General features: G+C 72.1%; 22 protein-coding genes and 2 tRNA genes. 10 read left to right on the top strand and 14 right to left on the bottom strand.

Annotation, left to right across the window (positions count from 1 at the left end):
• The first annotated feature begins 347 nt into the window (after positions 1-347).
• The 5 genes from ACFWA7_RS07615 (at position 348) to ACFWA7_RS07595 (ending at position 4,209) form a co-directional block, all read left to right on the top strand.
• Positions 348-509 carry a hypothetical protein gene (locus ACFWA7_RS07615; protein WP_180357221.1) on the top strand — a complete coding sequence of 54 codons (162 nt, stop codon included), beginning with the start codon at positions 348-350 and terminating at the stop codon, positions 507-509.
• Positions 510-573: 64 nt separating this feature from the next.
• The gene (locus ACFWA7_RS07610; protein ID WP_385541318.1) at positions 574-867 is read left to right on the top strand and encodes a Dabb family protein; all 294 of its coding nucleotides are present in this window, start codon (positions 574-576) and stop codon (positions 865-867) included.
• A 249-nt stretch (positions 868-1,116) separates the two neighbouring features.
• A complete protein-coding gene (locus tag ACFWA7_RS07605) occupies positions 1,117-1,968 on the top strand; it encodes an RNA polymerase sigma factor SigF (RefSeq protein WP_385541317.1) in 852 nt (283 codons plus the stop codon).
• Between the two features lie 234 nt (positions 1,969-2,202).
• Positions 2,203-3,159: an RNA polymerase sigma factor SigF gene (locus ACFWA7_RS07600; protein WP_385541315.1), complete on the top strand. Its 957-nt coding sequence runs from the start codon at positions 2,203-2,205 to the stop codon at positions 3,157-3,159.
• A gap of 309 nt (positions 3,160-3,468) precedes the next feature.
• Positions 3,469-4,209, top strand: coding sequence for a hypothetical protein (locus ACFWA7_RS07595; protein WP_385821570.1), 741 nt, complete (start codon positions 3,469-3,471; stop codon positions 4,207-4,209).
• A 33-nt stretch (positions 4,210-4,242) separates the two neighbouring features.
• Here ACFWA7_RS07595 and ACFWA7_RS07590 read toward each other — a convergent pair whose 3' ends face one another.
• Positions 4,243-4,455 carry a hypothetical protein gene (locus ACFWA7_RS07590; RefSeq protein ID WP_371653786.1) on the bottom strand — a complete coding sequence of 71 codons (213 nt, stop codon included), beginning with the start codon at positions 4,453-4,455 and terminating at the stop codon, positions 4,243-4,245.
• Between the two features lie 275 nt (positions 4,456-4,730).
• Between ACFWA7_RS07590 and ACFWA7_RS07585 the strand changes: the two genes are divergently transcribed.
• Both ACFWA7_RS07585 and ACFWA7_RS07580 read left to right on the top strand, forming a co-directional pair.
• Positions 4,731-5,216 carry a MarR family winged helix-turn-helix transcriptional regulator gene (locus ACFWA7_RS07585; RefSeq protein ID WP_385541311.1) on the top strand — a complete coding sequence of 162 codons (486 nt, stop codon included), beginning with the start codon at positions 4,731-4,733 and terminating at the stop codon, positions 5,214-5,216.
• A gap of 24 nt (positions 5,217-5,240) precedes the next feature.
• Positions 5,241-6,866, top strand: coding sequence for an MDR family MFS transporter (locus tag ACFWA7_RS07580; protein WP_385821568.1), 1,626 nt, complete (start codon positions 5,241-5,243; stop codon positions 6,864-6,866).
• Between the two features lie 261 nt (positions 6,867-7,127).
• Here ACFWA7_RS07580 and ACFWA7_RS07575 read toward each other — a convergent pair whose 3' ends face one another.
• Positions 7,128-7,565: an ATP-binding protein gene (locus ACFWA7_RS07575; protein WP_385821566.1), complete on the bottom strand. Its 438-nt coding sequence runs from the start codon at positions 7,563-7,565 to the stop codon at positions 7,128-7,130.
• Between the two features lie 136 nt (positions 7,566-7,701).
• Positions 7,702-8,442, bottom strand: a complete 741-nt coding sequence (locus ACFWA7_RS07570; RefSeq protein WP_385821564.1) for a GntR family transcriptional regulator — start codon at positions 8,440-8,442, stop codon at positions 7,702-7,704.
• A gap of 80 nt (positions 8,443-8,522) precedes the next feature.
• On the opposite strand from ACFWA7_RS07570, the gene ACFWA7_RS07565 reads away from it, so the two are divergent.
• Entirely contained in the window at positions 8,523-9,617 is a 1,095-nt protein-coding gene (locus tag ACFWA7_RS07565; protein WP_385821563.1) for a DUF1152 domain-containing protein, read from the top strand.
• An 814-nt stretch (positions 9,618-10,431) separates the two neighbouring features.
• Here the strand turns inward: ACFWA7_RS07565 and ACFWA7_RS07560 are convergent.
• From ACFWA7_RS07560 to ACFWA7_RS07510, 11 genes are all read right to left on the bottom strand, one after another.
• Complete coding sequence (locus tag ACFWA7_RS07560; RefSeq protein ID WP_329400705.1) at positions 10,432-11,211, bottom strand: TetR/AcrR family transcriptional regulator; 780 nt, start codon at positions 11,209-11,211, stop codon at positions 10,432-10,434.
• A gap of 136 nt (positions 11,212-11,347) precedes the next feature.
• On the bottom strand, positions 11,348-12,862 hold the full coding sequence (locus tag ACFWA7_RS07555; RefSeq protein WP_329400704.1) for an MFS transporter: 1,515 nt from the start codon (positions 12,860-12,862) through the stop codon (positions 11,348-11,350).
• 148 nt (positions 12,863-13,010) lie between these two features.
• Positions 13,011-15,146 (bottom strand): glycosyltransferase family 39 protein, encoded by a 2,136-nt coding sequence (locus tag ACFWA7_RS07550; RefSeq protein ID WP_385821560.1) that lies wholly within the window; start codon positions 15,144-15,146, stop codon positions 13,011-13,013.
• Positions 15,143-16,417, bottom strand: a complete 1,275-nt coding sequence (locus ACFWA7_RS07545; protein ID WP_385542451.1) for a glycosyltransferase — start codon at positions 16,415-16,417, stop codon at positions 15,143-15,145. Before ACFWA7_RS07545 ends, ACFWA7_RS07550 begins: the two co-directional genes overlap by 4 nt.
• Before the next feature lie 26 nt (positions 16,418-16,443).
• Positions 16,444-18,000: an ATP-binding protein gene (locus ACFWA7_RS07540; RefSeq protein WP_385821582.1), complete on the bottom strand. Its 1,557-nt coding sequence runs from the start codon at positions 17,998-18,000 to the stop codon at positions 16,444-16,446.
• A gap of 5 nt (positions 18,001-18,005) precedes the next feature.
• Positions 18,006-18,743 carry a response regulator transcription factor gene (locus ACFWA7_RS07535; RefSeq protein WP_385542449.1) on the bottom strand — a complete coding sequence of 246 codons (738 nt, stop codon included), beginning with the start codon at positions 18,741-18,743 and terminating at the stop codon, positions 18,006-18,008.
• Between the two features lie 2 nt (positions 18,744-18,745).
• Positions 18,746-19,738, bottom strand: a complete 993-nt coding sequence (locus tag ACFWA7_RS07530; RefSeq protein ID WP_385821558.1) for an amidohydrolase family protein — start codon at positions 19,736-19,738, stop codon at positions 18,746-18,748.
• Positions 19,719-20,087, bottom strand: coding sequence for an antibiotic biosynthesis monooxygenase family protein (locus tag ACFWA7_RS07525; RefSeq protein ID WP_385542445.1), 369 nt, complete (start codon positions 20,085-20,087; stop codon positions 19,719-19,721). The genes ACFWA7_RS07530 and ACFWA7_RS07525 overlap by 20 nt, the downstream gene beginning before the upstream one ends.
• Before the next feature lie 133 nt (positions 20,088-20,220).
• Entirely contained in the window at positions 20,221-21,096 is an 876-nt protein-coding gene (locus ACFWA7_RS07520) for a DUF2797 domain-containing protein (RefSeq protein ID WP_385821556.1), read from the bottom strand.
• A gap of 111 nt (positions 21,097-21,207) precedes the next feature.
• Positions 21,208-21,280: transfer RNA gene (locus ACFWA7_RS07515), tRNA-Arg, on the bottom strand.
• A 278-nt stretch (positions 21,281-21,558) separates the two neighbouring features.
• Positions 21,559-21,652: transfer RNA gene (locus tag ACFWA7_RS07510), tRNA-Ser, on the bottom strand.
• 333 nt (positions 21,653-21,985) lie between these two features.
• Here ACFWA7_RS07510 and ACFWA7_RS07505 point away from each other — a divergent pair.
• Positions 21,986-22,438, top strand: coding sequence for an SSI family serine proteinase inhibitor (locus tag ACFWA7_RS07505; protein WP_385821554.1), 453 nt, complete (start codon positions 21,986-21,988; stop codon positions 22,436-22,438).
• A gap of 254 nt (positions 22,439-22,692) precedes the next feature.
• On the top strand, positions 22,693-26,778 hold the full coding sequence (locus ACFWA7_RS07500) for a PAS domain-containing protein (protein WP_385821552.1): 4,086 nt from the start codon (positions 22,693-22,695) through the stop codon (positions 26,776-26,778).
• The last annotated feature ends 134 nt before the right edge of the window (positions 26,779-26,912 follow it).

Here is a 26,912-nt window from a genome sequence, read left to right as displayed (position 1 = left end):
CTCAACCCCCCCTACCCCGCTCCCCGGTTTTGGTTTTTGGTGGGGGGGGGGTTTTTGGTTTTTCTGCCCGTGGGGGGGGGCCCCGGCCCGCGCCCGGCCCGCGGCACCCCGCGCCGGCCCACGGCCGGGCTTTCCCGTCTGGGACGGGGGGAGCGGAATCGGGGGGACAAGCCGCGGCCGGATGCGCTGGGTTCTGGAACCATCCTGCTCCCGCGTCACGTCCGTACCGTCCGGCGAAGGGCCCCGATCCGGGGGCCCTTGGACCCTAAAGACGTGGTGAGGACGGCGGAAGTGGTGTTGGTTAGACTCACGCGAGCACACAGGGGAGCCGGGGAGGGTGCACGCACGTGGACGTGAAGAAGGTGCTGCTCTACTGCGCGGTCGTCTTCGTGCTCTATACGATCATCACCTCGCCCGTGGAGGCCGCGGGGATGGTCCAGACGGGGTTCGAGGGGATCTCCTCCGCCGCGAAGGGGATCGGCCAGTTCATGACCGAGCTGGTCCGCTGAGCCGCGAAGGCCTGCTCGTACGATCGGCGGGGGCGCTGACACGTACGCACGGCAAGGAGCACACATGATCCGCCATCTGGTCCTCTTCAAGCTCAACGAAGGCGTGGAGCGCGACGAGGCGCGCGTCGCCGCCGGGGTGAAGGCGTTCGAGGAACTGGACGGGCTCGTCCCCGAGCTGAGGTTCTGGGAATGCGCCTGGAACATCACCGACCGGCCCGTCGCGTACGACTTCGCCATCAACTCGGCGGTCGAGGACGCGGACGCGCTGAAGCGCTACCTCGAACACCCGGCCCACCAGGCCGCGGCCGGGCAGTGGCGCGAGTTCGCCACCTGGGTGATCGCCGACTATCCGTTCTGACAGCCGTTCCGAGCCGGTACGCGACGGGGCCCCGCATCCGAGTGGTGCGGGGCCTTTCGCGTGCCCGGGGGCGGGTGCCGGGCGGGCCAAATGCCCAACTTGCCCTCAACACGTGGTTATACGGTGCTTGCACACAGTGGACATGTCTTGTGATGCTATGACCGCTTTTGACGGATGAGTCGACGATGGTTCGACCGAAGTTGACCGCGACATTGACCAAGCAGTGACCGCGAAGGGGTGGCGTTGACCGTGCCGGCCAGTACCGCACCTCAAGTGCCGCCCCAGAACGAACCCCAGGAGCCCCCCGAACGCCACCGTGCCCCCGTACGGACCAGCACCCGGGGCGCGGACACCCGGGCGCTCACCCAGGTCCTCTTCGGGCAGCTCAAGGGCCTGGAGCCGGGCACTGAGGAGCACCACCGGGTGCGCGGGGCGCTGATCGAGGCGAACCTGCCGCTGGTGCGGTACGCGGCGGCGCGGTTCCGCTCCCGCAACGAGCCGATGGAGGACGTGGTCCAGGTCGGCACGATCGGCCTGATCAACGCGATCGACCGGTTCGACCCGGAGCGCGGGGTGCAGTTCCCGACCTTCGCCATGCCGACGGTGGTGGGCGAGATCAAGCGGTACTTCCGCGACAACGTACGTACCGTCCACGTCCCGCGCCGGCTGCACGAGCTGTGGGTCCAAGTGAACGGCGCCACCGAGGACCTGACGACCGCTCACGGCCGCTCGCCCACGACCGCCGAGATCGCCGACCGGCTGAAGATCGGCGAGGACGAGGTGCTGGCCTGCATCGAGGCGGGCCGCTCGTACCACGCGACCTCCCTGGAGGCGGCCCAGGAGGGCGACGGCCTGCCGGGCCTGCTCGACCGGCTCGGCTACGAGGACCCGGCCCTCGCCGGGGTCGAGCACCGCGATCTGGTCCGCCACCTCCTCGTACAACTGCCCGAACGCGAGCAGCGGATCCTGATGCTCCGCTACTACAGCAATCTGACGCAGTCCCAGATCAGCCAGGAGCTGGGCGTGTCCCAGATGCATGTGTCCAGGCTGCTGGCCAGGAGCTTCGCGCGGCTTCGATCCGCAAATCGAATCGAGGCATAACCGGATCGAGTGATCCACGTCCGGGTGAACAATCCGGCGGCGAAACCGGCACACCCCCTGCTAACTGCGCGGATCCACACCTGACTTGTCGACATGTCACTACAGCGCGTTGCCGACATGTGACATTCTGCTGGAACCGCGTTTGCCGCAGCTCCGCCTCCGGTATTCAGGTGGAGGCTGCGTTCCTCCGATGGTCGTGGCCACCGCGACCGTCCGCGACCTCAAGGGGGTGGCATGTCCGCAGAACAGGGCAGCTCAAAGGTGCAGGTGCTCACGCTCATGAAGAGCGTGCCCGCGCCCGATGTGCGCGAGAGCCCGGAAGCCATCGACACCTGCGCCGTGCCCGGCTCCCCCGAGGCGCTCGACTCCGCCGGCCCGGCGCCGTCCGGCACCGCCCCCCGGCGGGAGGCGCCGCGCTCCCACGAGCCGCTGGACACCCGCACGCTCTCCCGCTCCCTGTTCCTGCGGCTGGCCGCGCTGGGCAGCGAGGAAAGCCCGGAGCGTACGTACGTACGCGACACCCTGATCCAGCTGAACCTCCCCCTCGTCCGGTACGCGGCGGCCCGCTTCCGCTCCCGCAACGAGCCGATGGAGGACATCGTCCAGGTCGGCACGATCGGCCTGATCAAGGCGATCGACCGGTTCGACTGCGAACGGGGCGTGGAGTTCCCGACGTTCGCGATGCCGACGGTGGTCGGTGAGATCAAGCGCTTCTTCCGCGACACGAGCTGGTCGGTCCGGGTCCCGCGCCGCCTCCAGGAACTCCGCCTCGCGCTGACGAAGGCGAGCGACGAACTGGCCCAGAAGCTGGACCGCTCGCCCACCGTTCCGGAGCTGGCAGCGGTCCTGGGCGTCTCGGAAGAGGACGTGGTGGACGGCCTCGCGGTCGGCAACGCGTACACGGCCTCCTCCCTCGACTCCCCCTCCCCCGAGGACGACGGCGGCGAGGGCTCCCTCGCGGACCGCCTCGGCTACGAGGACGCGGCCCTCGAAGGCGTGGAGTACCGCGAGTCCCTCAAGCCCCTCCTGGCCAAACTCCCCCCGCGCGAACGCCAGATCATCATGCTCCGCTTCTTCGCGAACATGACGCAGTCCCAGATCGGCGAGGAGGTGGGCATCTCCCAGATGCACGTCTCCCGCCTCCTCACGCGGACGCTGGCGCAGCTGCGGGAGGGGCTGATCGCGGACTAGGCGTTACGGGGCGGTGCGCCGGGGCCCCGTCGCTCGCGGGGCGCGGCCTCGGCTGCGCCACCGCTCGCGTGGCGCGGTCGCGTGGCGCGGTCGCGTGGCGCGGTCGCGTGGCGCGGTCGCGTGGCGTCGGCTCGCGCCCCCAGCCGCGGGCATGCGTGCCGCTAGGGGCTGAAGGTCCCCCCTGCTCCTCAAGAGCTTGGGGGAGGGTGGACACAGCGGACCGCCGCGTGCGCGGGCAGGCACACTTGCCCTCGCCTCAGCACCCTTCCCGGGGTTCACAATTGACGGTCCGTCAGGAACACTGGCGCGATGCGACGTGCTGCGTTGATCGGCGTATCGGCGGCCGCCACGCTCGCGCTGGGCGGCGCGTCGGCCGCCTGCGGCGGGGAGGGCGGCAAGCCCTATGTGGCCGTGGGCGCGGAGACCGAGTCAAGCAGACCGGTGCCGCCCCACGGCAAGGTGGAGCTGGTTCCGCTGGACGGGGCGAGCGCCACGCCTGGGGGCCGGAGTACGGCGCCCAGCAGCCCGCACACCCGTAGCGGCGACGGTACGGCGGGGGCGCGCGGCGGTGCGGCCGAGGCCCGTGGCGGTAGCCGCAGCGGAGGCGGCGACGGTTCCGCCGCAGGCGGCTCAGCGGGAAGCAGCGCCACCCCGGGCACCAGCGGCGGCGGCACCCCCGCCACGGGCGACACCACCGACACCCCCAGCACGGGCGGCACCCCCACGCCCGCGCCCACCCCCACCACCCCCGCCGCCCTGACCCTCGGCGCCCCCACCCGGACCCCCACCCCCACCCGCTGGTGCGAATCCGTCACGATCCCGGTCCGCAACACCGGCGGCACCCCCGTGAAGCCGGGAACGCTCACGTTCGCGACCCACATCATCGGCCTGCTGGGCGTCGACTGGGCGACCATCACCACGGAACAGCCCCTCGCACCCGTCGCCGCGCACACCGCGACCTCACGTACGTACACCGTCTGCGTGGACTCCTGGCGCGTACCGCTCGGAACGCACATCGAGACCCGTACGGTCACCGCCGACTGGCGCTGAGCGAAACGGGTCTCGACAGGAGGTGCGGGAGGGTCAGCCCAGCGCGAGCCAGGCGACGCCCGCGAGGACGGCGAGTACGACGACGATGCCGACGATCAGGCCGACGCGCGGACCGGCCGGCGCCGCCGCCGGGGTCGCCGCCGCCTGGCGGCCCTGCGGCGCGCCCTCGTCGACGAAGGCGCGGAACATCTGCGTGCTGCCCGCGGGGTCGTAGTTGCCCTCGGGGCCCGGGGTGTTGTGTGCCATGCACGGGACCCTAGCGAAGTCCCGGGTTCCGCCCAACCCCCGCCCCCGCGTGCCCCGGCACACACACCACACGCTCACGGCGTACGCACACCGGGCGCGAGCGCCGCCCGACCCCTCCCACCTGCGCATTGACTTCCCATATGCGAACACTTTGCATTTACTTTACTCCCACCCCTCCTCATTCGCTTGCCTTCAGCAACCAATCAATTCTATGGTTGCCCTAAGCAACGAGCTCAACGGGTCAATGAGCCCACGAGTCGAAGGGGAGGAGCCCGATGGCCGCGCAGAGCCACTACGAGGAGCTGGCCCGCCAGCTCAGCGCCATCGGGGCCGTCAAGCGCGGGCTCGGCCGGATCCTGCCCGCCGAGTGCCCCGCCGGGTCCGCCGCCGTACTCACGCTCCTCGGCCGCCACGGCGAGATGCGGATCAGCAGGCTCGCCGAACTGCTCGACGTGGACATGTCCGTGACGAGCCGCCATGTCACGCACGTGGCCGCGCGGGGCTGGATCGAGCGCGACCCGGACCCGCTGGACAAGCGCTCCCGGATCCTGCGGCTCACCCCCGCCGGCCGCGCCATGCTCGACGAGCTCGGCCGGCGCACGGCGGAGATGTTCGCCCGGACCCTGCGGGACTGGTCCGACGACGAGGTCGGGCAGCTGAACGCGATGCTCGCGCGGCTCAGAGAGAGCTTCAACTGCCGCGAGGAGCCGTTCGCGCCCGCCGCACCCCTCACCCGTACACCCGCCGCACAACAGTCGTAACAGACGCACCAGAGAAGGAAGTTCATGGCTACATCCACACCGGCCGGTGTGCGGGACGGCCGCGCCGCCCACGGAGGGCAGCCCCACCAGGGGCCTGCCGGCGACGCGCCGATGACTCACCGGCAGATCATGGAGGCGCTGTCCGGGCTGCTGCTCGGCATGTTCGTCGCCATCCTGTCCTCGACGATCGTCTCCAACGCCCTTCCGCAGATCATCGGCGATCTGGGCGGCGGGCAGTCCGCGTACACCTGGGTCGTCACGGCCTCGCTCCTCTCGATGACCGCGACCACCCCGCTGTGGGGCAAGCTCTCCGACCTGTTCAGCAAGAAGCTGCTGGTCCAGATAGCCCTGGTCATCTACGTCAGCGGTTCGGTGATCGCCGGGCTCTCCCAGAACGCGGGCATGCTGATCGCCTGCCGCGTCGTCCAGGGCATCGGCGTCGGCGGCCTCTCGGCGCTCGCCCAGATCATCATGGCCGCGATGATCGCGCCGCGTGAGCGCGGCCGGTACAGCGGCTACCTCGGCGCCACGTTCGCGGTCGCGACGGTCGGCGGACCGCTGCTCGGCGGCGTGATCACCGACACGGACTGGCTCGGCTGGCGCTGGTGCTTCTACGTAGGCGTGCCGTTCGCGGTCATCGCGCTGATCGTGCTCCAGAAGACGCTGAAGCTGCCGGTGGTGCGGCGCGAGGTGAAGGTCGACTGGGCGGGCGCGTTGTTCATCAGCGCGGCGGTCTCGCTGCTGCTGGTGTGGGTGACGTTCGCGGGCGACAAGTACGACTGGGTGTCCTGGCAGACGGCGGCGATGGTCGGCGGCTCGGTGCTGCTCGGCGCGGTCTTCGTGTACGTGGAGTCGAAGGCGGCCGAACCGATCATCCCGCTGCGGCTGTTCCGCAACCGCACGATCACGCTGGCGTCGCTGGCGTCGTTGTTCGTGGGCGTGGCGATGTTCTCGGGAACGGTGTTCTTCAGCCAGTACTTCCAGCTGGCCCGAGGCGAGTCCCCCACGATGTCCGGGGTCCTGACCATTCCCATGATCGCCGGCCTGTTCATCTCCTCCACGGTCTCCGGCCAGGTCATCACGAAGACCGGCCGCTGGAAGGCGTGGCTGGTGAGCGGCGGCGTCCTGGTCACGGCGGGCCTCGCGCTGCTCGGCACGATGCGGTACGACACGGCGTACTGGCAGCTCGCGATCTACATGGCGCTGATGGGCCTCGGCATCGGCATGATGATGCAGAACCTGGTGCTGTGCACGCAGAACCAGGTCTCCGCGGCCGACCTCGGCTCGGCGTCCTCCGTGGTGACGTTCTTCCGGTCGCTGGGCGGCGCGGTGGGCGTGTCCGCGCTCGGCGCGGTGATGGCGAACCGGGTCACGCACTACGTCAAGGACGGCCTGACCGACCTCGGCCCGCAGGCGGCGGGCCTGGGCGCCGGCGGCGGCGGCATCCCCGACCTGGACAAGCTCCCGGCACCACTGCGCACGGTCATGGAGAGCGCGTACGGCCACGGCGTGGCCGACGTCTTCCTCTACGCCGCGCCGTGCACGCTGCTCGCCTTCCTCGTGACGCTGTTCATCAAGGAGGTCGCGCTGAAGTCGTCGCGGACGCCTGAGACGCCGGAGGCGGCGAAGGCGGCGAAGGCGGCGAACTAACCAGACTCGGGTGCCCCGAGCGGAGGCACCCGAAAGGGGCGGCAGGCAGGGGACGGCCTGCCGCCCCGCTTTTTTGCCCGGGGGTCGTCTGCGGGTGGGTGGTGGGGTGGGCGCGCGGTTCCCCGCGCCCCTGGAAGCGCCCCTCCGGGCCGCCCAGGGGGATGCCGCGCAGCGGCGCTTAAGGGGCGCGGGGAACTGCGCGACCAGCCACAGACGACCCGCAGACGAACACGGGCCCCGGGCGCAGCCCGCTGACACTTCTCAGGACGGCCAGGCGTCGGCCACCACGAAGGAGACGGCGGTGCCGCCGAGGCGGCTGGGCCCGGCGTGCCACGAGTGGGCGAGGGCGTCGACCAGGAGCAGGCCACGGCCGTGCGCGTCGTTCGCCCCGGGTCGCCGCATCCGTACGTTGGCGGGAAACCCCGGGTTGTGCACCTCGACGCGGAGCGCGGTTCCCTCGCGGAACCACTCCACCCGCACCAGCCACTCGTCGTCGGCCTGCCCGTAGACGATGGCGTTGGTCACCAGCTCCGAGATCATCAGCACGCAGTCGTCCAGCGAACAGGCCGGGTTGTACGGGGCGATGAACTTCCGGAACCAGCGCCTGGCCCTGGAGACGGACTCCGGGACCGGGTACAAGGTCATCGCTCCTAACAGTTCCGCGTGCTGCCCGCCCTGGCCATCGGTGATGTCGTTCATCCGCGCTCACTCCTTGCGGCTGCGGCCGCTGACTCATCACACCGTGCTACCTCAACACCAAGTGGCCTTAGCCACTTACTGGATAGTGGCATTAGCCAGTAGGTGCCGCAAGCGGTTCGCCGCAACTGCCGCTACGTCACGTGAGCGGATATCCCTGTTCGAAGGCCCAGCGATGAGGAGGGTAGGTGGCTTCGGCGAACTCCAGCGGCCGGTCCTGGAGGTCGTAGACGACGTGGTGAACGAGCAGAACCGCCGAGCGAGGCAGCAGTTGGAGATCGGCCGCTTCCTCGTCCGTTGCCTGCCGAGCGCACATGCGGTCCTCGGCGTAGCTGCCCTGACGTCCCGTCATCGCCTCGACGTACATCAGCGTCCCCTCCTGGATCCGCCCAGGATCAGTCAGCTTCGGCGCCCGCTGGGCGACGTCCGGGGCAAACCACGAGGTGGAGAGAGTGATCGGACCGTCCTGGTTGTTGGTCACGCGCCGGCGGTGCACGGCGCGCCGGTCCTTCACCAGACCCAGCGCCTCGGCAACGTGGTCCGGCGCCTCCAGCCAACCGGCCGAGGTAATCACCGCGTACTCACCGGGCGTGTAGATCTTGCCGGTCTGCCGGGCCCGCCCATACAACTCGCGTGCCCGCCGGTTGACTTCCAGGCTCCGTACGTACGTCCCCGAGCCCTGGCGCTTCTCGACCAGGCCCTGATGACTCAACGCCTCCAGCGACCGCGCGGCCGTCGGCCGGGACACCTTCCAATCCGCCGCCAACTGCCGTTCGGAGGGCACCTCGTCCCCCGGCCGCAGATCTCCACGCAGGATCTGATCCCGGATGAAATGCGCGATCTGAAGGTACTTCGGCTGGGCCTCCTCAATCTGAGGCATCCGCCCTCCTCGTCCAAGTGGCTATGGCCACCAGCCACTATAGGGTGAACGGTCAAGGGCTCTACCCGTAGGCTGACGACATGACGAGGTTGATCGTCGCAGCGGGAGGAGGAGGCGACGCGGTCGCCGCCGCAATGCTCGACGCCGCTCTTTACGGTGATGGGGGCCGGGCGGTGATCCTCACGTACGCGTGGGACCGCCTCTTGATCGATCCGGTCCCGGGCCCCCGGGGGGCGGACAACTTCACCGGCCTCATCCAGCTCACACCAGCTGTATGGACCGTCCCCGCGACAGCCCGTCCGATCGCACCCGCCGGCTCGACCCTCCCCCGACTGGCGGCGGAGCTGCCCCACACCTTCGCGCTCATCGATCCGCACCACGGTGCCGAAGGCATCACCCGGCAGCTCGAAGACCTGGTCCGCCACCTGTCCCCGGCCTCGATCGATCTCCTGGACGTGGGCGGCGACATCCTGGCCCGAGGCGACGAGCCGACGCTGAAGAGCCCGCTGGCCGACGCGCTCACGCTCGCCGCGTGCTGCCAGGTGAACGCCTCCATCCGGCTCCTGGTAGCGGGCCCGGGCCTGGACGGCGAACTTCCCGTCGACGGGCTACGCCCCTTGTTCGGCAAGCTCGTCCACACCTTCACGCCCCAGGACGTCGAGCGGATCAGCCCGGTCCTGGAGTGGCACCCGTCCGAGGCGACGGCGATGCTGGCGGCGACCGCCCGAGGCGTACGGGGCGTCTGCGAGGTACGAGACGCGGGCCTTCCCGTCCCCCTGACGGACGAGGGCCCCACCGTGCACGAGGTCGACCTGGACGAAGCCCTCAACCGCAACCAACTGGCCCGCGCCACCATGGCAACGACCAGCCTGGTAGAGGCGGAACGGTACTGCCGCGAAATCTGCGGCCACTCGGAGATCGACTACGAACGCGAGAAGGCCGCCCGCCTGGGCCGCCCCACCTCAAGGAAGCTCGACACGGAAACCGTGCTGGCCCAACTCACCGAGTTCGAGGCGAAGGCCCACTCCCGCGGAGCCACCCACACGACGTTCCGCCACATCACCGAGGCCCTAAACCTCAACGGCACCCAGCGCGACGAGCTGCGCCAATTCCTTATCAGCAGCCGACCGGAGCAGTACGAAGCGCCTCTGTGGCGGGTTGCGGCCGGGGCCTAAGCACCAACTCTCAGCACGGGCCAGCCCGTTCCTCTTTCCTGATGCCCAAGGTCAACACAATCTTGACGTATGTGCTCGGGCCTGGCCAGACCAGGGAGGGCACCAGCCAAGCCGCTGGCTCGACATCGCCCCGTCGTGCCGCTCGCTTGCAGCCGCTCCCACCAATTTATGGCCACTGATTAGCGTGGAGTCACTAGATACGCCAGGGGCTCGCCAGGGTTTGCCCTCTTGATTCGCCAGGGTTCGCCAGGGCGCACCAGATGGTGTGCCAGGGGCACCTGGACCCATCCTCAGTATGGAAGAGCCCGCCAGCTCCGCTCTGGCTGCACACCGAAGGCGGTACTGACGGGCACGCGACGCTTACAAAGGAAGCATCAACTATGAGTTTGACGCCTGTGCAGCGCCCGCTGTCAAGCACCCTGAAGGGTCCGTGGGCAGCAGTCGTCGTCATCGTGGTGATCGTATGCCGCGTACCAGCAGAGCTAGTCGGCACTGTTCTGCCTGTTCTGGCCGGAGTCGTAACGCCGCTGCTGGGTCTGAGGCACTGGGAGGGGAAGGGCGATCGACGAAAAGCGGTAACCAGGGCTTAGCGGTACAGCGGTGCACAACAGCAGCTACCCGTACTGGCCCTTGCTGGCTGCCGGACAACAGAAAGCGGCTCACTGAGCTGAGTTGACCAATCTCTGCAGAGACAAGGATCAGCAGGTTCCCGGTTCGAATCCTGTCGAGTCCACGGCAGCAGCCACGAGGGCCCGGGTGATCACCTCGGGCCCTCTCGTATTGAGACGTGCAGATGGACGGACTAACAACCCTTCTACCGCCCCCGCTTAGCCTCAATCCCCGCAATCAAAATCTCCAGCGCGAACACAAAATCCCGCTCCCGCATCTCCTCCACCGTGTCCCCGCCCCGCGCCTCCATCAGCTCCTCCGCGAGGTCCATCGCCTCGTGGAAGCCGGGGCGTTCGCGTAGGGCGCCCATCGCCTGGGCGAAGTATTCGTCCTGGGTGACGCCGGCCTCCGCGCAGCGGGCGACGAAGTGGCCCTCGATCGTGCCGAAGCCGTAGACGAACTGGAAGACGGCGGAGAGGCCGCCGGTGACGCCGTGTGCGGGCAGGCCCGAGCGGCTGAGGATCTTCTGCGCGGCGTTCGCGAACTCCATCGAGTTCGGGCCGATGTTGAGGTAGCGGCCTACCAGCGGCGACACCCAGGGGTGGCGGACCATGACCGAGCGGTAGCTGACGGCGAGTTCGCGGAGCTGGTCGCGCCAGTCGGCGTCCGCCCCGGCGCCCTCCACGTCCGGCACCCGCAGCTCCCCGAACACCGAGTCCAGGGCGAGCTCCAGGAGGTCGTCCTTGGTGTCCACGTACCAGTACAGCGACATGGCCGTGACCCCGAGCTCGCCCGCCAGGCGGCGCATGGAGAACTTCGCCGGGCCCTCCGCGTCCAGCAGGCGCACCGACTCCGCGATGATCCTGTCCCGGTCGAGGGAGGGCGCCGACTGGTCGCTCCGGCGGGCGCGGCCCGCCGGTTTGCCGCGCTCCAGCCACACGCTGGTACGCGTCGGATTCTTCGCGCGGTCGGCTGCCGACACCATGGCGTGCCCTCCTCGTGGGTCGTCGGACTGTCTGTACGTATACGTATGACAGTCGTACGGCGTTTCCTGCGGCGGTAGTGGAGTGGGGCGGACGGCAGCGCAGACCATCGGAATGCTGCCCTCCGCCCCGTAGATGCTATGCCGCGGGCACAGGCTCCACCGGCGCGTCGGCGCGCTCCGCCCGGGCGAGCAGCGCCGCCGCCAGCAGACCTCCCGCCAGCACCGCCGCCGCCCCGACCAGCTGACTCGTCTCCAGGCCAGAGGCGAACGCGTCCGAGATCCGGGAGCGCTCGGAGTCGTCGCCCGCCGCCGCCAGCGCCGCCGGGAGCGAGGCCGCGCCCACCACGGACGGGACCAGCGCCGCGAAGCGCGAGTTGAGGACCGCGCCGAGCACGGCCACGCCGAGCCCGTTGCCGAACTCCGCCAGCGTGCCGTTGACGCCCGCGCCCACGCCCGCCTTCTCCGGCGGGATCGCGCTCATCAGGGTGTTGGCCATGGCCGGCATCGAGACGGCGATGCCCGCGCCCATCACCACGAGGCCGAGCAGCATGCCGCTGTAGTGCTCGCCGCCGAGCAGCGCTATCGCCGCGAGTCCGGCCGCGTTCGCCGCCATGCCGACCGCGATCGTCTTCGGCGTGCCCAGCTTGGGCATCAGCCTCGCGCCCACGCCCGCCACGTTCAGCACGATCACGCTCAGCGCCAGCGGCGCGATCCGCAGACCCGCCTCCAGCGGCCCGTATCCGAGCACGAACTGGAGGTGCTGGGTCAGCAGGAACAGCGAGCCGCCCATGCCGAAGGCGACCAGGATCGAGCCCGCGACGGCGCCGGTGAACTTCTGGTTGCGGAAGAAGTGCATGTCCAGCATCGGGTACGGGATGGACAGCTCCCAGCGGGCGAACGCGCCCAGGAAGGCCAGGCCCACCACGGCCGGGACCAGCACGTGCGCCGACGTCCAGCCGTGGCCCGGGCCCGAGATGATCGCGTACACCACTCCGGTCATGCCGACCGTGGAGAGCAGCGCGCCGAGCAGGTCCGGCCGGTCGCCCAGCGGGTTCTTCGACTCGGGGACCAGGATCAGCACGGCCACCAGGCCGAGCGCGGCGACCGGGATGTTGATCAGGAAGATCGAGCCCCACCAGAAGTGGTCGAGCATCAGACCGCCGATCAGCGGCCCGGCGGCGAAGCCGAGGGAGTTGACCGTGGCCCACAGACCGATGGCCTTCACCCGCTCCTCGTTGTCGAAGATCTGCACGACGACGGCGAGCGTGGTGGTCATCAGGAGCGCGCCGCCGACGCCCATCCCGGCGCGCGCGGCGATCAACTGCCCAGCGCTCTGGGAGAGTCCGGCCGCCAGCGAGCCGATGCCGAAGAGCGCGAGCCCGGCCGCCAGCATCTTCTTGCGGCCGTAGCGGTCGGACGCGCTGCCCGCGGTGAGCAGCAGTCCGGACTGGACGAGCGAGTACGCGTTGATCATCCACTGGATGTCCGCCGACGAGGCGTCGATCGACGTGCTCAGGGAGGGGATCGCGACGTTCAGAACGGTGTTGTCGAGCAGCACGGTGAGCTGGGCCAGGCAGATGACGCCCAGGATCAGCCAGCGCTGCGGGTGCCCCGTGGGGGTGGCCGATGTGTCGGCGGCCGTGGCCGTCATGCGGGCTCCTTGAGGAGTTGTACAGCGTATGGGGACGTTGCCGTACACCGTAAAGGAGTTCCTTGTACGGTGTAAAGCCCGTTTCCCGGCGCATACGAAAGGGCGGCGGTCCGGGTGCGTTCCCGGACCACCGCCCCAGCGACGGCCGCTACTTGGCGGGGGCCGTCAGGTCGTAGAAGGTGGCGCTGCCGACGGTCACCTTGGTGAAGGTGGCCGCGACCCAGGTGGCGATGGAGGTGCCGCCGCCCTGGCCACCGGGGCCGCCCATCATGCCCCCGCCACCGCCTCCGCCACCCCCGCCTCCGGCGATGAAGTAGTGGATCCTCCCTTCGGCCACGTATTCCTTGAACTGCGCGAGCGTGGGCGACGGGTCGCTCCCGTTGAAGCCGCCGATCGCCATCACCGGCTTCTCGGTGGCGAGTTGGTAGCTGGCCGCGTTCTGCGAACCGACGGCCGCCGCGACCCAGGTGAACCGGTCGGCATCCGTCTTGAGCAGGGACTTCGCCTTGGCGCTCACCTGGGCGCCGTTGAGCAGCCCGCCCATGCCGCCGGGTCCGCCGCGCTCGCCGCCCATGCCGCCGGGGCCGCCGGGGCCGCCGGGGCCGCCGCCGGGGAGCTGGGTCGGCATGCCGGTCCGGCCGCCCTGCGGGGCACCGCCCGGCGGAACCATCCCGCCACCGGCCTGCCCGGGCCGCCCGTTCTGCCCGCCCGGCACGGCGAACTCGCCGCCCGGACCGCCCCGCATCCGCCCGCCGCCGGGCCCGCCGCCCATGGACGCGCCCGCCGGTCCCGCCGTGACGATCGAGCCGGTGTGGCCGGTCTGGAGTGTGCTCACCGTGTACGCGAACGGCCCGGCCAGCGACGCCGCCAGACCCACCCCGGCCGCCCCGAGCGCCAGCCTCCGGTCGAGCCGTCCCGCGAGCGCGATCCCGGCCGCCGCCGCCAGGCCGCCGATCAGTACCGCCCACCGCAGCCACGGCAGATAGTCGGGCGTACGGCCCAGCAGCACGTACGACCACCAGGCCGTGAGCGCCACCGACGCGCCCAGCGTCACCGCCGCCGCGAGCCGGGTCCGCTCCTCCCACAGCACGGTCGCGCCCATGCCGACGAGCGCGGCGACATAGGGGGCGAGGGCGACCGTGTAGTACTGGTGGAAGATCCCCGCCATGAAGCTGAAGATCCCCGCGGTCATCAGGAGCGCCCCGCCCCAGGCCAGGAACGCCGCGCGGGCCGTGTCGGTCCGCTTGCCCCGCCAGGTGGTCACCAGGCCCGCGACGAGCAGCAGCAGCGCGGCGGGCAGCAGCCAGGAGATCTGGCTGCCCACCTCGGAGCCGAACATCCGGTCGAGGCCGGTCGTGCCCCAGCCGCCGCCTCCCCGGCCGCCGCCACCGCCGCCCACGCTGCCGGTCTCGTCCCCGTTGATCCGGCCGAGGCCGTTGTAGCCGAAGGTCAGTTCCAGGAAGGAGTTGTTCTGCGAACCGCCGATGTACGGGCGTGAGGACGCGGGCCACAGCTCCACGACCACCACCCACCAGCCGCCGGAGACCACCGTCGCGAGCCCGGACAGGGCGAGCTGGCCGAGCCGCCTGCGTACGGTCGTGGGCGCGCACACCGCGTACAGCACGGCGAGCGGCGGAAGGATCAGGAACGCCTGGAGGGTCTTCGTCAGGAACGCGAACCCGACGGCGACACCCGCCCACACCAGCCACTTCGTCCGTGCGCCCTCCAGCGCGCGCAGCACGCAGCAGACGGTCACGGTCATCAGCAGGGCGAGCAGCGCGTCCGGGTTGTTGAAGCGGAACATCAGCGCCGCGACCGGGGTGAGCGCGAGCGCCGCGCCCGCGATCAGGCCCGCCGCCGGGCTGAACCTGCGCCGCACGGCCGCGTACAGCACCGCCACCGTGCCCACCCCCATCAGCACCTCGGGCAGCAGGATCTGCCAGGAGCCGAGGCCGAAGAGCCGTACGGAGAGCGCCATCGGCCAGAGCGCGGCCGGGGGCTTGTCGACGGTGATGGCGTTCGCGGAGTCCAGCGAGCCGAAGAACATCGCCTTCCAGCTCTCGCCGCCCGCCTGGACGGCCGCCGAGTAGAAGGAGTTGGCGTACCCGGAGGCGCTGAGGTTCCAGAGGTAGGCGAGAAAGGTGAGCAGGAGGAGGCCGAGAAAGGCGGGGCGCACCCAGGCCGGGTCGGTGGTGCGGCCGCGCCACAGGCGGCCCGCGGCGGCCCTGTGCCGGGCCGCGGCGACCCCCTCGTGCGCGCCGGCCGGGTAGGAGGTCGTGGTCATCGGGTGGCGTCCTTCTGGTGGGGAATCGGGGTGGCGCGGTCCGGGAAGACCCAGGCGCGGAAGAGCAGGAAGCGCAGCACGGTGGCCGCCAGGTTCGCCGCGACCAGGACCGCCACCTCGGTGGAGTGCGAGGGGTCGCCGTCCGCGGCGCCCAGGGCCGCGAGTGAGCCGCTGGTGAGGGCGAGCCCGATGGCGAACACGACGAGGCCCTGCGCCTGGTGGCGCATCGCGCGGTCCCGTCCCCGTACGCCGAAGGTGAGCCGGCGGTTGGCTGCGGTGTTGGCGACGGCGGACACCAACAGGGCGGCGGCGTTGGCCACTTGGGGCCCGGTGCCGGTCCGGAAGAGCGAGTAGAGGCCGAGGTAGAAGAGCGTGGAGAGCGCGCCGATCACGCAGAAGCCGACGAGCTGGCGGGCGAGTCCGCCCGGTACGCCGCTGATCGCGCGGTCGCGCGGGTCGTCGCCGAACGGGCGTGCGAGCCGGTCCAGGGGGAGCGCGCCGACGGCGAGGGCGCGCCCGACCCGCCACACGCCCTTGAGGTCGTCGGTGGCCGTCCGCACGATGTGGACGGTCGAGTCCGGGTCGTCGACCCAGTCCACCGGCACCTCGTGGATGCGCAGACCGGCCCGCTCGGCGAGCACCAGGAGTTCGGTGTCGAAGAACCAGCCGGTGTCCTCCACCATCGGCAGCAGCCGCTCGGCCACGTCACGGCGTATCGCCTTGAACCCGCACTGGGCGTCCGAGAAGCGCGCCGCCAGCGACGACTTGAGGATGAGGTTGTACGCGCGGGAGATGAACTCGCGCCTGGGCCCGCGCACCACCCGCGAGGCCCTGCTGAGGCGGGAGCCGATCGCGAGGTCGGAGTGGCCCGAGATCAGCGGGGCGACCAGCGGGAGCAGGGCGTTCAGATCGGTCGAGAGGTCGACGTCCATGTACGCGAGCACGGGCGCGTCCGAGGCCGACCACACGGTCCGCAACGCCCGCCCGCGCCCTTTCTCTTCGAGCCGGAAGTGGCGTACGCCCTCCATCTCGCGGGCCAGGCGCGCCGCGACCTCGGGCGTGCGGTCGGTGGAGGCGTTGTCGGCGACGGTGATCCGGAACGCGTACGGGAAGGTGCGTGCGAGGTGCTCCCGGAGCCGGCGCACACACGGCTCCAGATCCCGCTCCTCGTTGTAGACGGGGACCACCACGTCGAGTACGGGCCCGCCCGCCGCACCGACGGGCAGGTGCTCCCGTGCCGGCAGGGTGCCCACGGAGATGTCGGTTCGCATGCCACCGACCCTCGCGAGGGCCGCTGTCACACCTGTGTGGTGCGACTGTGGGCAGGCTGTGAGTGGGGGACGGGTACGGGAGCGGGGGTCGTCGCGGGACCGGTGAGCGGCGCGGACGGGGTGCCCGGGACCGGCAGGTGGACGCTGAAGACCGTGCTGCCCGGGGCCGAGCGCACCGAGACGCCGCCGCCGTGCGCGGTCACGACCGCCTGCACGATGGCGAGGCCGAGCCCGGTCGAGCCGTGCGCGCGGGACCGGGAGGCGTCACCGCGCGCGAACCGCTCGAAGACGTGCGGCAGCAGCGCGGGCGGGATGCCCGGGCCGTCGTCCTCGACTTCGAGCACGGCCCACGCGCCCTGGCGCGCCACGCGCGCGGTGACGGTCGTGCCGTCCGGGGTATGGGTGCGCGCGTTGCCGAGCAGATTGACCAGCACCTGGTGGAGCCGGGCGCCGTCGCCGAGTACGGAGACCGGGTCGTCGGGCAGGTCCGGCAGCTCCAGGCGCCACCGGTGCCCCTGCCCGGCCGCCCGCGCGTCGCTCACCGCGTCCACGACCAACGGGGAGAGATCAGTGCTCTCGTACGAGAGCGGGCGTCCGGCGTCGAGCCGTGCGAGCAGCAGCAGATCCTCCACGAGCCCGGTCATCCGCTGGGCCTCCGCCTCGACGCGCCCCAGCGCGTGGCGGGTCGCGGGCCCGACCTCCTCGGTGCCGCGCCGGGTGAGTTCGGCGTACCCGCGAATGGAGGCGAGCGGGGTGCGCAGCTCATGGCTGGCGTCGGCGACGAACTGCCGTACGCGCGTCTCGCTCTCCTGCCGCGCGGCGAGCGCGGAGCCGACGTGCCCCAGCATCCGGTTGAGCGCCGCGCCGACCTGCCCGACCTCGGTCCGGGGGTCGGCCTCGGCGTCCGGGACACGCTCGTGCAGGGCCACCTCGCCGCTGTGGAGCGGCAGTTCGGAGACCCTGGTGGCGGTGGCGGCGACCCGGCGCAGCGGGCGCAGCGCGACGCCGACGATGGCGGCGCCCGCGATCCCGGCGGCGACCAGACCGGCGGCGGTCACCCACACGATGACGAGGACGAGCTTGTTGACGGTCGACTCGACGTCCTTGAGCGGGAAGCCGAGCAGGGCCGAGCCGTCCATCGCCCACTGCGCCCGGTACGAGCCGAGTCCCGGCACCGGGATGGTGTGGACGCGCCCGTCCTTGGGCACCGCCGCCAGCGCGCCGATCTGGCCGGCGGTGAGGGGCTCCTGGGCCCCCCGGGGCGACGACCCGGGCTCGCCCCGGACGCTGGCGGCCCCGGCGGGCTGCCCGTCGGGACCGAGGCGCAGCCCGACCGTGCCGAACGGCTGCCCGGGCGCGGAGACGAAGCCCGTGGAGAGGTCGGCGGGCGCGAGGTGGTGCGTGCGCTCGACGGCGGGGCGCAGCGAGTCGTCCAGCTGCCGCTGGAGGTTGGAGCGCATCCCGATGACCGTGACCGTACCGATCACGGCGGCGACGACGGCGATCAGCGCGACGGCGGAGACGACGAGCCGGGTCCGCAGCGTCCACCGGCGCGGCCGCCTCGGGGCGCGCCCGGAACGCATCCGGCTCACTCGCCGGGCTTGATGAGGTACCCGGCCCCACGCCGGGTGTGGATCATCGGCGACCGCCCCGCGTCGATCTTCCGCCGCAGATACGAGATGTACAGCTCCACCACGTTGGCCTGGCCGCCGAAGTCGTACGACCAGACCCGGTCGAGGATCTGCGCCTTGCTGAGCACCCGGCGCGGGTTGCGCATCAGATAGCGCAGCAGCTCGAACTCGGTGGCGGTGAGGTGGATGTTCACGCCGCCCCTGGTCACGTCGTGGCTGTCCTCGTCGAGTGTGAGGTCCCCGACGGCGAGCAGCGACTCGCTGCGTACGGTCGCGCTGCCGGACCGGCGGATGAGCCCGCGCAGCCGGGCCACGACCTCTTCGAGCGAGAACGGCTTGGTGACGTAGTCGTCGCCGCCGGCGGTGAGCCCCGCGATCCGGTCCTCGACCGCGTCCTTGGCGGTGAGGAACAGCACGGGCACGTCCGGGAGTTCGCGGCGCAGCCGTCCGAGCACGGCGAGCCCGTCCATGTCGGGCAGCATGATGTCGAGGATGACCGCGTCGGGCCGGAACTCCCGGGCGGCCCGCACCGCGCCGGCCCCGTCCCCGGCGCTGCGCACCTGCCACCCTTCGTAGCGCAGCGCCATGGACAGCAGCTCGCTGAGCGCCGCCTCGTCGTCCACGACGAGCACCCGGACGGCGCTCCCGTCCGGCCTCAGCAATTCGGTGCGCCCCTGCGGGGAGGTGGTGGTCATGCTCACCACCCTGTGAGCGGCCCCTGAGAACGCCCTTGCGCGTTCCTGTGAATTTCCTGAGAAAGGGGCGGCGGGCCGGGGGCGGCCCCCTGAAGACCGGCGCCCGGGAGGCCGAACAGCCGGGTGCCGTTCCCGTGGCAGACACCCCGCAGCCAGTCGTCGCCGAGCCCGAGCCGTTCGAGGGATTCGAGCTGGTGGAGATAGCCGTACGGGATGTTGGGGAAGTCCGACCCGAGCAGCACCCGGTCGCCCAGGTCGCGGAGCCGGGGCAGCGCGTCCGCCGGGAAGGGCGCGAGCCGCTCGCTGAAGTCCGTGAACGCCATGGTCGTGTCGAGCATCACCCCCTCGTACGTGTCGGCGAGCGCCATGAAGTCGACGTACTCCGGCATCCCCATGTGCGCCACGACCAGCCGCAGCCGGGGGTGCCGGGCGAGGAGGCGCCCGATGGGCTCGGGCCCGGTGTGCTTGCCGGGCGCGGGCCCGGAGCCGCAGTGGGCGACGACGGGCACGGCGGCCTCGGCGAGCGCGCCCCAAACGACGTCGAGGAGCGGGTCGTTGGGGTCGTAACCCCCCACCTGGACATGCGCCTTGAAGACCCGGGCCCCGGCATCGAGCGCCTCCTCGACGTACGCGCCCGCTCCCTCCTCCGGGAAGAACGTCGCGGTGTGCAGACAGCCGGGGGTGCGGCGCGCGAAGTCGACGGCCCACCCGTTGAGCCATCGCGCCATGTCCGCCTTGTGCGGGTACAGCATCGAGGTGAACGCGGTCACGCCGAAGTCGGCGAGCAGCTCGATGCGCCGCGCCTCCTCCTCGCGGTACGCGATGGGCCACTCCACACCGGTGAGCGGCCCGGCCGAGTCGAAGTAGGCCCAGACCTTCTTCAGGACGCGGTCGGGCATGAAGTGCGTGTGCACGTCGACGAGCCCGGGCAGCCCGAGGCGGGCCCAGAAGGCCCGCACAAGGGCGGCCCCGGCCTCAGCGGTCGGCACGTCCACCGGGGCTCTCACCGCCCTCGCGCTGGAAGCTGTAGCTCCGCTCGACCTTGGCGACATGGACGCTGTAGCTCTCGTACCACTCGGCGCGGCCCTGCTTCTGCGCCCTCTGGTGCTCCAGGCGGGAGCGCCAGGCGGCGATGGCGTCCTCGTCGCGGAAGTACCCGACGGTGATGCCGATGCCGCCCGGGGTGCGCGCGGACTCGTATCCGAGGTAGCCCGGTATCTCCTCGACGAGCTTCTTCATGAGGTCGGCCGTCTCGCCGTACCCCCGGTCGCCTTCGGTGCGCAGGGAGGTGAACACGACGGCGTAGTAGGGCGGTTCCATACCGGCCACAAGTTGATCGCTCATGCGCTCCACCCTCCGCTGTCATCGGTGAACGTGTCCATACCCCTTACCCGAAGGGATCCAAAGGGGATCCAAGTCTTGACCGAGGGGAGCCCCGGAGGGATCCGAGGAGGGCCCAAGTGGGGTCCCCCGGGGATCAGAAGAGCTGATCCTGCACGTCAGGAGGGCGCAGTGCCCGGACCGGCACGGTGATCCCCCCGCCGGCGGGCGCCGCCCCGAGCCCCCACCCGCTCATGAGCCGCGTGTCCAGGACGAGGTGCCGTCCCCCGGACTCCAGATGGAGATCGGGCCCGGCGGCGGCGAGAACGCGCCCGCCGACGACCCCGTCGGGCACCAGCTCGCGCACGACCCCGTACGCGGGCCCGAGGCCGTCGAGCCCGAACAGCCGCCCGTGGTCGACGACCCGGCACGGGAGCGGCTCCAGGGACTCGGGCCACCCGCCGAGCGCGACGGCCCGCCCGTGCATGTCCCGAATCTCGTCACCGCGCTCGCCGGTTCCGGGAAGCGAGGCCCGTACGACCCGCTTCTGCTCGTACGAGACGCGATCGGGCACCCCCAACGCGGCCCGCAGCAGCTCCTCGCACCGCCGGGCGGCCATCAGCGGCCCGCGCCCCAGCCAGGAGAAGCAGACGGCCCCCTGCTCCCTCAGCCGCGCTCCCTCGCGCTCCTCGGCGGTGATCCCGACCTTGACGAGCCCCGGCCCGAACCACGCCAGATAGACCCGGTAGACCCGAGGGTCGTCGGGCACCCCGTCGGCGGCGACGGAATGCACCCGGTCGAGCCGGGCACACTCGCCGCACCGCGCCTGAGCACTCCCCCGCGCCACGGCCACGTCCCCGGGGCAGGGATTCCCCCGAGCCCCCACACACCGGCGCTCCCCCACGACCCGGAAGCCGGCCTCACCCCCGAACGCGATCCGGCTGACCCGCCGCTCCCCCCGGTCCCCCACCCACACCAGCCCAGGCCCGTCCTCCCCCCAACGAACCCCACTACTGCGCCACACCCCAGCCATGTCCCGACGGTAGCGGGGGGCACTGACAACGGGGCGGGGCCGGGGCCGACGGCGCGGGGCGCGGGCATACGAGAAAGGCCCCCCGGATCTCTCCAGGGGGCCTTTCGGCTGTGCACTCGGCAGGATTCGAACCTGCAACCTTCTGATCCGTAGTCAGATGCTCTATCCGTTAAGCTACGAGTGCTTGCTTCCCGGTTTTTTTCTTCCCGGTCGGCGTTGCGGGAACAACATTACATGACCTGCGCCGTGACGCGAAATCCATTGGCCACACCCCTCCTGACCTGCGAAAACGCCCCTGTGGGGGCAGATGCGGGGGAGAGGGTCCAGCGGCGGCGATGTGCCCGTAACAGGGGAAATGTGACCGGGGTCACCGGACCGGCGCCCGAGAGCGGACCCCCGACGTCCGCACCGGCCCGGGAACGGCCGAAGCCCCGGCCGTGGGGCCGGGGCTTCGGGTTCAGCTGGCGGAGGCGGAGGGATTTGAACCCTCGATGGGCTTTAAAACCCAAACCGCATTAGCAGTGCGGCGCCATAGACCGGACTAGGCGACGCCTCCAGCACAACCTCCCGCGTGCGCGAGTGGTGCGTGCAGATGATGACACAGCCTTGCTCCGCGTCACCAATCGCACCCCACGGTACTAGGCAGGCGGGCACCAGAGCAAAGCGTTAGGCGACCCACGATTTCCGGCCTTGGGGGCCGAGTCGGAAACGCCTCGGCGACCTTGCGGGTACCGGCTCGGGGGAGGCCTTTGCCGAGGGCTCCGGGGTGGCGCTCCGGGGGCGGGCTTCGAGCCCGTGCGCAACGCCCGGCGTCCCGGCGCGTTAGGCATGGCGAATCCGTTCACCTCGATGGGGCCGGACCCACCCCGTCCAGCCCGTGGAGCCCCGCATGCTGCGTCGCCTCGTCGTCACCGCGCTCGCCACCACCGCCACGGCCGCCCTCGCCGCCTCGCCCACCGCCTCAGCCGCCCCCCTGCCACTGCCCCCGCTCCCCCTCCTCGACGGCGGCGGCAGCAGCAGCCACGACCACCTCACGGTCACCGTCGCGCACAACGGGGAGACCGACGGCACGTACGTGCTGGAGTGCCACCCCGCCGGGGGCAACCACCCGCAGATCCTTCAGGCGTGCGACCGGCTCGACCGGCTCACCACCGGGGACAAGGACCCGTTCGCACCCGTCCCCCCGGGCGCCCCGTGCTCGATGATCGACGGCGGCAGGCCCACCGCCCGGGTCACCGGCACCTGGGCCGGACGGCCGGTGGACGCCACGTACAACCGGCACAACGGGTGCGAGATCAAGCGGTGGAACGTGTTCGTGCCGGTCCTCCCCGGGGCCCGGTGAGTGTCCGGTGAAGGTTCGGTGAGGGCCGGGACGGCGACACGGTGAGCGCGCCGACGGGGCGCCCGAAGCACGCGGCCCCGGCAGGGCAGCCGGCTGCGCCCCACCCCGTCGGCCCAATCTCCCGGCATACGCCGTGGTCACAGAACATTGGTGAGAGCTCCCCCTCATCCGCCGCCGCGCGCACATCCCCTGCCTTTAGACTCCCTCCCAGTGACAGGCCGCAAGGTGCAGTGGTTCAGGGAGGAAGCGTCGTCGTGAGCAGCAGGCCATCCCGAGGCGCTGCTCGCCTCGCAGCCATACTTGACGCCCTTCCGGACGGGCTCGTGCTCGTCAACTGCAACGGCACGGTCGTCAACGCGAACACCATCGCCCTGGAGATGTTCGAATCTCCGGGGACCGGGCTCGTGGGGCGGGGCGTGCTCGACCTGCTGCCCACCTTCGACTCCAAGCTCATCCCGGGATCGATGCGCCGCCCCGACACCGAGGACGAGCTGGGCCGCACCAAGCCGACCCGGATGGTGGCCCGGCGCACCGACGGCAGCGAGTTCCCCGTCGAGGTGACCAGCGCCAACCTGGAGGACGGAAGAGACGCGTACGCCTCGCCGTCCACCTCCTACGGGGTCGGCGGCGCGCACTACTCCGGCGACGAGCTCCTCATGATCGTCGTCCGCGACCTCTCCGGAACCGTGGACACCGAGGCCGAGCTGGCCCGTTCGCAGCGGCAGACCGAGATGATCCTGCGCGCGGCGGCGGAGGGTGTCGTCGGCACCGACACCGAGGGCCGCGTCGTCCTGGTCAACCCGGCCGCCGCGCAGATCCTCGGCTACCGCGCCAGCGACCTCGGCGGCCAGGAGCTGCACCCGCTGGTGCTGCACTCGCGCGCCGACGGCGAGCCGTTCCCGTACGAGGAGAGCCCGCTCGCCGACACACTGAAGTCCGGCCGCAAGCACCGCGTGCGCGGCCAGATGCTGTGGGCGAAGAGCGGCGCGGGCGTGCCCGTCGACCTGACGACCGCGCCGGTACGGGACGGGGACCTGCTGGTCGGCGCGGTGATGACGTTCACCGACCGCCGCCCGTACGAGGACCAGGCCAAGAAGCACGCGGAGGTCCTGGAGCGCGAGACCACCCGCTACGACGCGCTGTCCGCGCGCCACCAGCAACTGCTCTCCGTGCTCGGCGGCTCGCTGCGCGGGCCCCTGGACGAGCTGCGCCGCGAGCTGTCCACGCTGGCGGCGGACGACGCGGGCCAGCTGTGGCCCGAGGCCAACCAGGTCCTGCACCATCTGGCCGCCGGATACGCCCGGATGACCACCCTCGTCGACAATGTCCTGGCCTTCCAGCGGCTCGACTCCGGTACGGAGGAGCTGAAGAAGGCGAAGGTGCTGGTCGGGACCGTGGTCGCGGCGGGCGTCGAGGGCGCCGTCGAGCTGATCGGGCCCGGCCGGGCCCAATTCGCCGTCCACGCGCCCCCGATCGAGGCCGAGATCGACCCCGCGCGGCTCTCCACCGCGCTCGCGCACCTGGTGGCGGACGTCGCGGGCGTCGACGCCACGGGCAACGCGCCGGTCGCCGCCGGCGGCTACATGGACTCCACGGTCGTCGTCGCGGCGGCGGTGCGCGGCGAGGTCGTACGCATCGAGGTGCGCGGGCCGTACGCCGGGGGCGACCCCGTCCACGAGCCCATCGTGCAGGGCATCGTGCGCGCCCACGGCGGTGTGCTCCAGACGGTCGAGGTGCCGGGCATGAGCGGCAGCGCGTACGTACTGGAGGTGCCGCTGGGGGAGGGCGCGGGCTCGGTTCCGGAGCCCGCCGCGGCCGAGATCGCGGTGGTTCCCGCCCAGCAGCCGGCCGGCTCGGGGCGCCGCCGTGCCCGGCGGGCCTCCACGGACGCGTTCCTGGAGAGCCCCGTCGAGGAGGAGACGTCCCCCACCGGCCGCCGCCGGGCGCGTGCCCAGGACGGCCCGCCGGCCGACCCGTCCGCCGCGTCCCCGGCGGCTCTTGAACGCATCCCCGCGCAGCAGGCGGCCGAGGGCGAGGGCGGCGGCGCGGGCTCCGGTGGGAGTTCCGCCGCGAGTTCCGGTACGGGACGGGGCGTCCCGGGCGCGGGGCCGTCCGGCGGCCCGGGGCCCGGCGGAGTGCCGGGCCTGCCCGGTGGCTCTTCGAGCGGTACGCCCGCAGGCTCCCCCGGCGGCCACCCCTTCGGCCCCGGCGGCCCGTCCGGCGGGACCCCCAACGGCCCGGCCGCCGGTATGCCGGGACCCGAGGGCTCCACGGGCGGCGCGCACCCCTACGCCCCCGGCACCGGACCCGCAGGCCCCAACGGCGGCCCCGGCGAGGGGACTTCGGGCGCCCCGGGGGCCGGACCGTCCGGCGACACCGGCGGCTCCTCGGGCACGGGGCGGCGGCGCGGGCGGCCCAGCCCGGCCGAGGAAGGCACCGCGCCCGCCATGCCCTCCGAGGGGTCTGTCGTCACCGCCGCCGAGAGCGCCCGCCAGCCCGGCGCGGGCCGGCCGGCCGCGCTGAGCGAGACCGTTCCGCCCCAGGGCATGGCGGCCGACCCGGCCGCGCCCTCGGGCCGCCGCGCCCGTCGCGCCCTGCCCGCCAGCAGCGGCGACGCACGCGCCGCTGACGCACCGACCGCTGACGCGGAGCCCGGCGGCCGTCGTGCCCGCAGGGCTCTCGCGGCTGCCCCGGAGGCCGAGGAGGGGGCGGTGCGCACGGCGTTCGCGCTCCCGCCCGCCGACGCGGACCGCCCGGCCAGGCCCGGGGGCTTCCCCGCCGCCGGCCCGGCTTCCGGCCCGGCCGACGCCGAGCGGCCCCCGGCGACCGGGCCCGGCAGGCCCCTCGGGCTCCCCGGAGCGGCGCCCGGGCAGGGCACCGGCATCCCCGTGGACCCGAACCGCCCCGGCGTCCCCGACCCCCACCAGCCCCTCCCGGCCCCTTCGGCCCCTTCGGCCCCGGCTCATCGCCCCCTGGCGAACGGCCCCGGCCAGAGCGGCGGCCCCACCGCCGCCCCGGCCCCGGCCCACCGCCCGCTGGCGAACGGGCCCGCACAGACCTCCCAGACTGGTCAGCCCCTCCCGGCCACCGGTCGCGGGCGCCACGACGCCGTACGCAACGAGGCCGCCGACGAGCACACCCCGCCGCAGCCGCACCCCGTCGAGCAGCCGGCCGCGTGGGCGATGGGCGGCGCGGTTCCGGCGAACGGGCCGGAGACGGCGGGCGGCCCCGGCGCCGTACCGCAGCCCGCCCGCCAGCCGCTGCCCGCCGAGGCGGCCCCCGCGCCCGACGACGCCTCCCAGGGCCGTTCCATCAGCGTGCGCACGCTCGGCCAGGGCGTGGCCTTCACCCAGCAGACCGGCGGCTCCTCCGGCTCGGGGCGGCGCCGCAAGCTCGGTACGCCCTCCGAGGGCGAACGCCCGGCCGGCACCGCCGAGGCCGAGCGCCCCGGCCCGTCCCCCACATCGCTGCTCTCGCCCCCCTCGGAGGGCCAGGGGCGCGCGTACGCCATAGGCGCGCCGGACAAGGGCGCCGAGGGGCCCGAGCCGCTGGACGGGCCCGGGGGCGCCGTCGAGGTCGCCAACCGCCCGCACCCGCAGCCCGTCGACGACGAGCTGCCGCCCGAGCCGCTCGACAACCCGCGGCGGCTGCTCGTCTGGCCCGCGCCCGACGTCTCCACCTCGCAGGCGCTCAGCGACCGCGGCTACCGGCCCGTGGTCGTGCACTCCCGCGAGGAGGTCGACGCCCAGATCGCGGCATTCCCCGCCGCGCTCTTCGTCGACCCGCTGACCGGGCCGATCACCCGTACCGCGCTCCAGTCGCTGCGTCAGGCGGCCGTCGCCGCTGAGGTCCCGGTGCTGGTGACGGCCGGGCTCGGACAGGCGACACGCGAGGCGGCGTACGGCGCCGACCCCGCCGTACTCCTCAAGGCCCTCGCCCCCCGCGACAGCGAGCAGCACCCGCCCCGGGTCCTGCTGATCGAGGAGCACGAGGAGATCGCCCTCGCCCTGACGGCCACTCTGGAGCGGCGCGGCATGCAGGTCGCCCGCGCCGCCACCGACACCGAGGCCGTGACGCTGGCGGGCCAGATGCGGCCCAACCTGGTCGTGATGGATCTGATGCAGGTACGCCGCCGCCGCGCCGGGATCGTCGACTGGCTGCGCGCGAACGGGCAGTTGAACCGCACCCCGCTCGTCGTCTACACCTCGGCGGGCCTCAACCAGCCGGATCTCCCGAAGCTGTCGGCGGGGGAGACGGTGCTGTTCCTGGCCGAGCGCTCGACGAGCACCGAGGTCCAGGGCCGGATCGTGGACCTGCTCGCGAAGATCGGCACCAACTGACCGACGCCGAACAGGAGTGGGCCGGGGCATGTTTCACGTGAAACACACCCCCACCCCCAACAACCGCCCCGTGTTACCGGTAAAAAAGCCCCGCCCCCCCCCCCCCCCCCCCCGCCACCCACCAGAAAGGGCCG

Origin of the sequence: Streptomyces sp. NPDC059994 (genome assembly GCF_042737755.1) — a bacterium.
Classification (GTDB): domain Bacteria; phylum Actinomycetota; class Actinomycetes; order Streptomycetales; family Streptomycetaceae; genus Streptomyces.
Note: the sequence above shows the minus strand (reverse complement) of the source record. Positions and strands in the feature narration are given on the sequence as shown.

Coding starts and splice junctions, on each gene's coding strand:
- ACFWA7_RS07565 (WP_385821563.1), top strand. CDS start 8,523: ATGACGAGGTTGATCGTCGCAGCGGGAGGAGGAGGCGACGCGGTCGCC.
- ACFWA7_RS07550 (WP_385821560.1), bottom strand. CDS start 15,146: ATGACCACGACCTCCTACCCGGCCGGCGCGCACGAGGGGGTCGCCGCG.
- ACFWA7_RS07525 (WP_385542445.1), bottom strand. CDS start 20,087: ATGAGCGATCAACTTGTGGCCGGTATGGAACCGCCCTACTACGCCGTC.
- ACFWA7_RS07580 (WP_385821568.1), top strand. CDS start 5,241: ATGGCTACATCCACACCGGCCGGTGTGCGGGACGGCCGCGCCGCCCAC.
- ACFWA7_RS07540 (WP_385821582.1), bottom strand. CDS start 18,000: ATGCGTTCCGGGCGCGCCCCGAGGCGGCCGCGCCGGTGGACGCTGCGG.
- ACFWA7_RS07520 (WP_385821556.1), bottom strand. CDS start 21,096: ATGGCTGGGGTGTGGCGCAGTAGTGGGGTTCGTTGGGGGGAGGACGGG.
- ACFWA7_RS07570 (WP_385821564.1), bottom strand. CDS start 8,442: ATGCCTCAGATTGAGGAGGCCCAGCCGAAGTACCTTCAGATCGCGCAT.
- ACFWA7_RS07535 (WP_385542449.1), bottom strand. CDS start 18,743: ATGACCACCACCTCCCCGCAGGGGCGCACCGAATTGCTGAGGCCGGAC.
- ACFWA7_RS07585 (WP_385541311.1), top strand. CDS start 4,731: ATGGCCGCGCAGAGCCACTACGAGGAGCTGGCCCGCCAGCTCAGCGCC.
- ACFWA7_RS07595 (WP_385821570.1), top strand. CDS start 3,469: ATGCGACGTGCTGCGTTGATCGGCGTATCGGCGGCCGCCACGCTCGCG.
- ACFWA7_RS07600 (WP_385541315.1), top strand. CDS start 2,203: ATGTCCGCAGAACAGGGCAGCTCAAAGGTGCAGGTGCTCACGCTCATG.
- ACFWA7_RS07545 (WP_385542451.1), bottom strand. CDS start 16,417: ATGCGAACCGACATCTCCGTGGGCACCCTGCCGGCACGGGAGCACCTG.
- ACFWA7_RS07610 (WP_385541318.1), top strand. CDS start 574: ATGATCCGCCATCTGGTCCTCTTCAAGCTCAACGAAGGCGTGGAGCGC.
- ACFWA7_RS07555 (WP_329400704.1), bottom strand. CDS start 12,862: ATGACGGCCACGGCCGCCGACACATCGGCCACCCCCACGGGGCACCCG.
- ACFWA7_RS07590 (WP_371653786.1), bottom strand. CDS start 4,455: ATGGCACACAACACCCCGGGCCCCGAGGGCAACTACGACCCCGCGGGC.
- ACFWA7_RS07505 (WP_385821554.1), top strand. CDS start 21,986: ATGCTGCGTCGCCTCGTCGTCACCGCGCTCGCCACCACCGCCACGGCC.
- ACFWA7_RS07575 (WP_385821566.1), bottom strand. CDS start 7,565: ATGAACGACATCACCGATGGCCAGGGCGGGCAGCACGCGGAACTGTTA.
- ACFWA7_RS07560 (WP_329400705.1), bottom strand. CDS start 11,211: ATGGTGTCGGCAGCCGACCGCGCGAAGAATCCGACGCGTACCAGCGTG.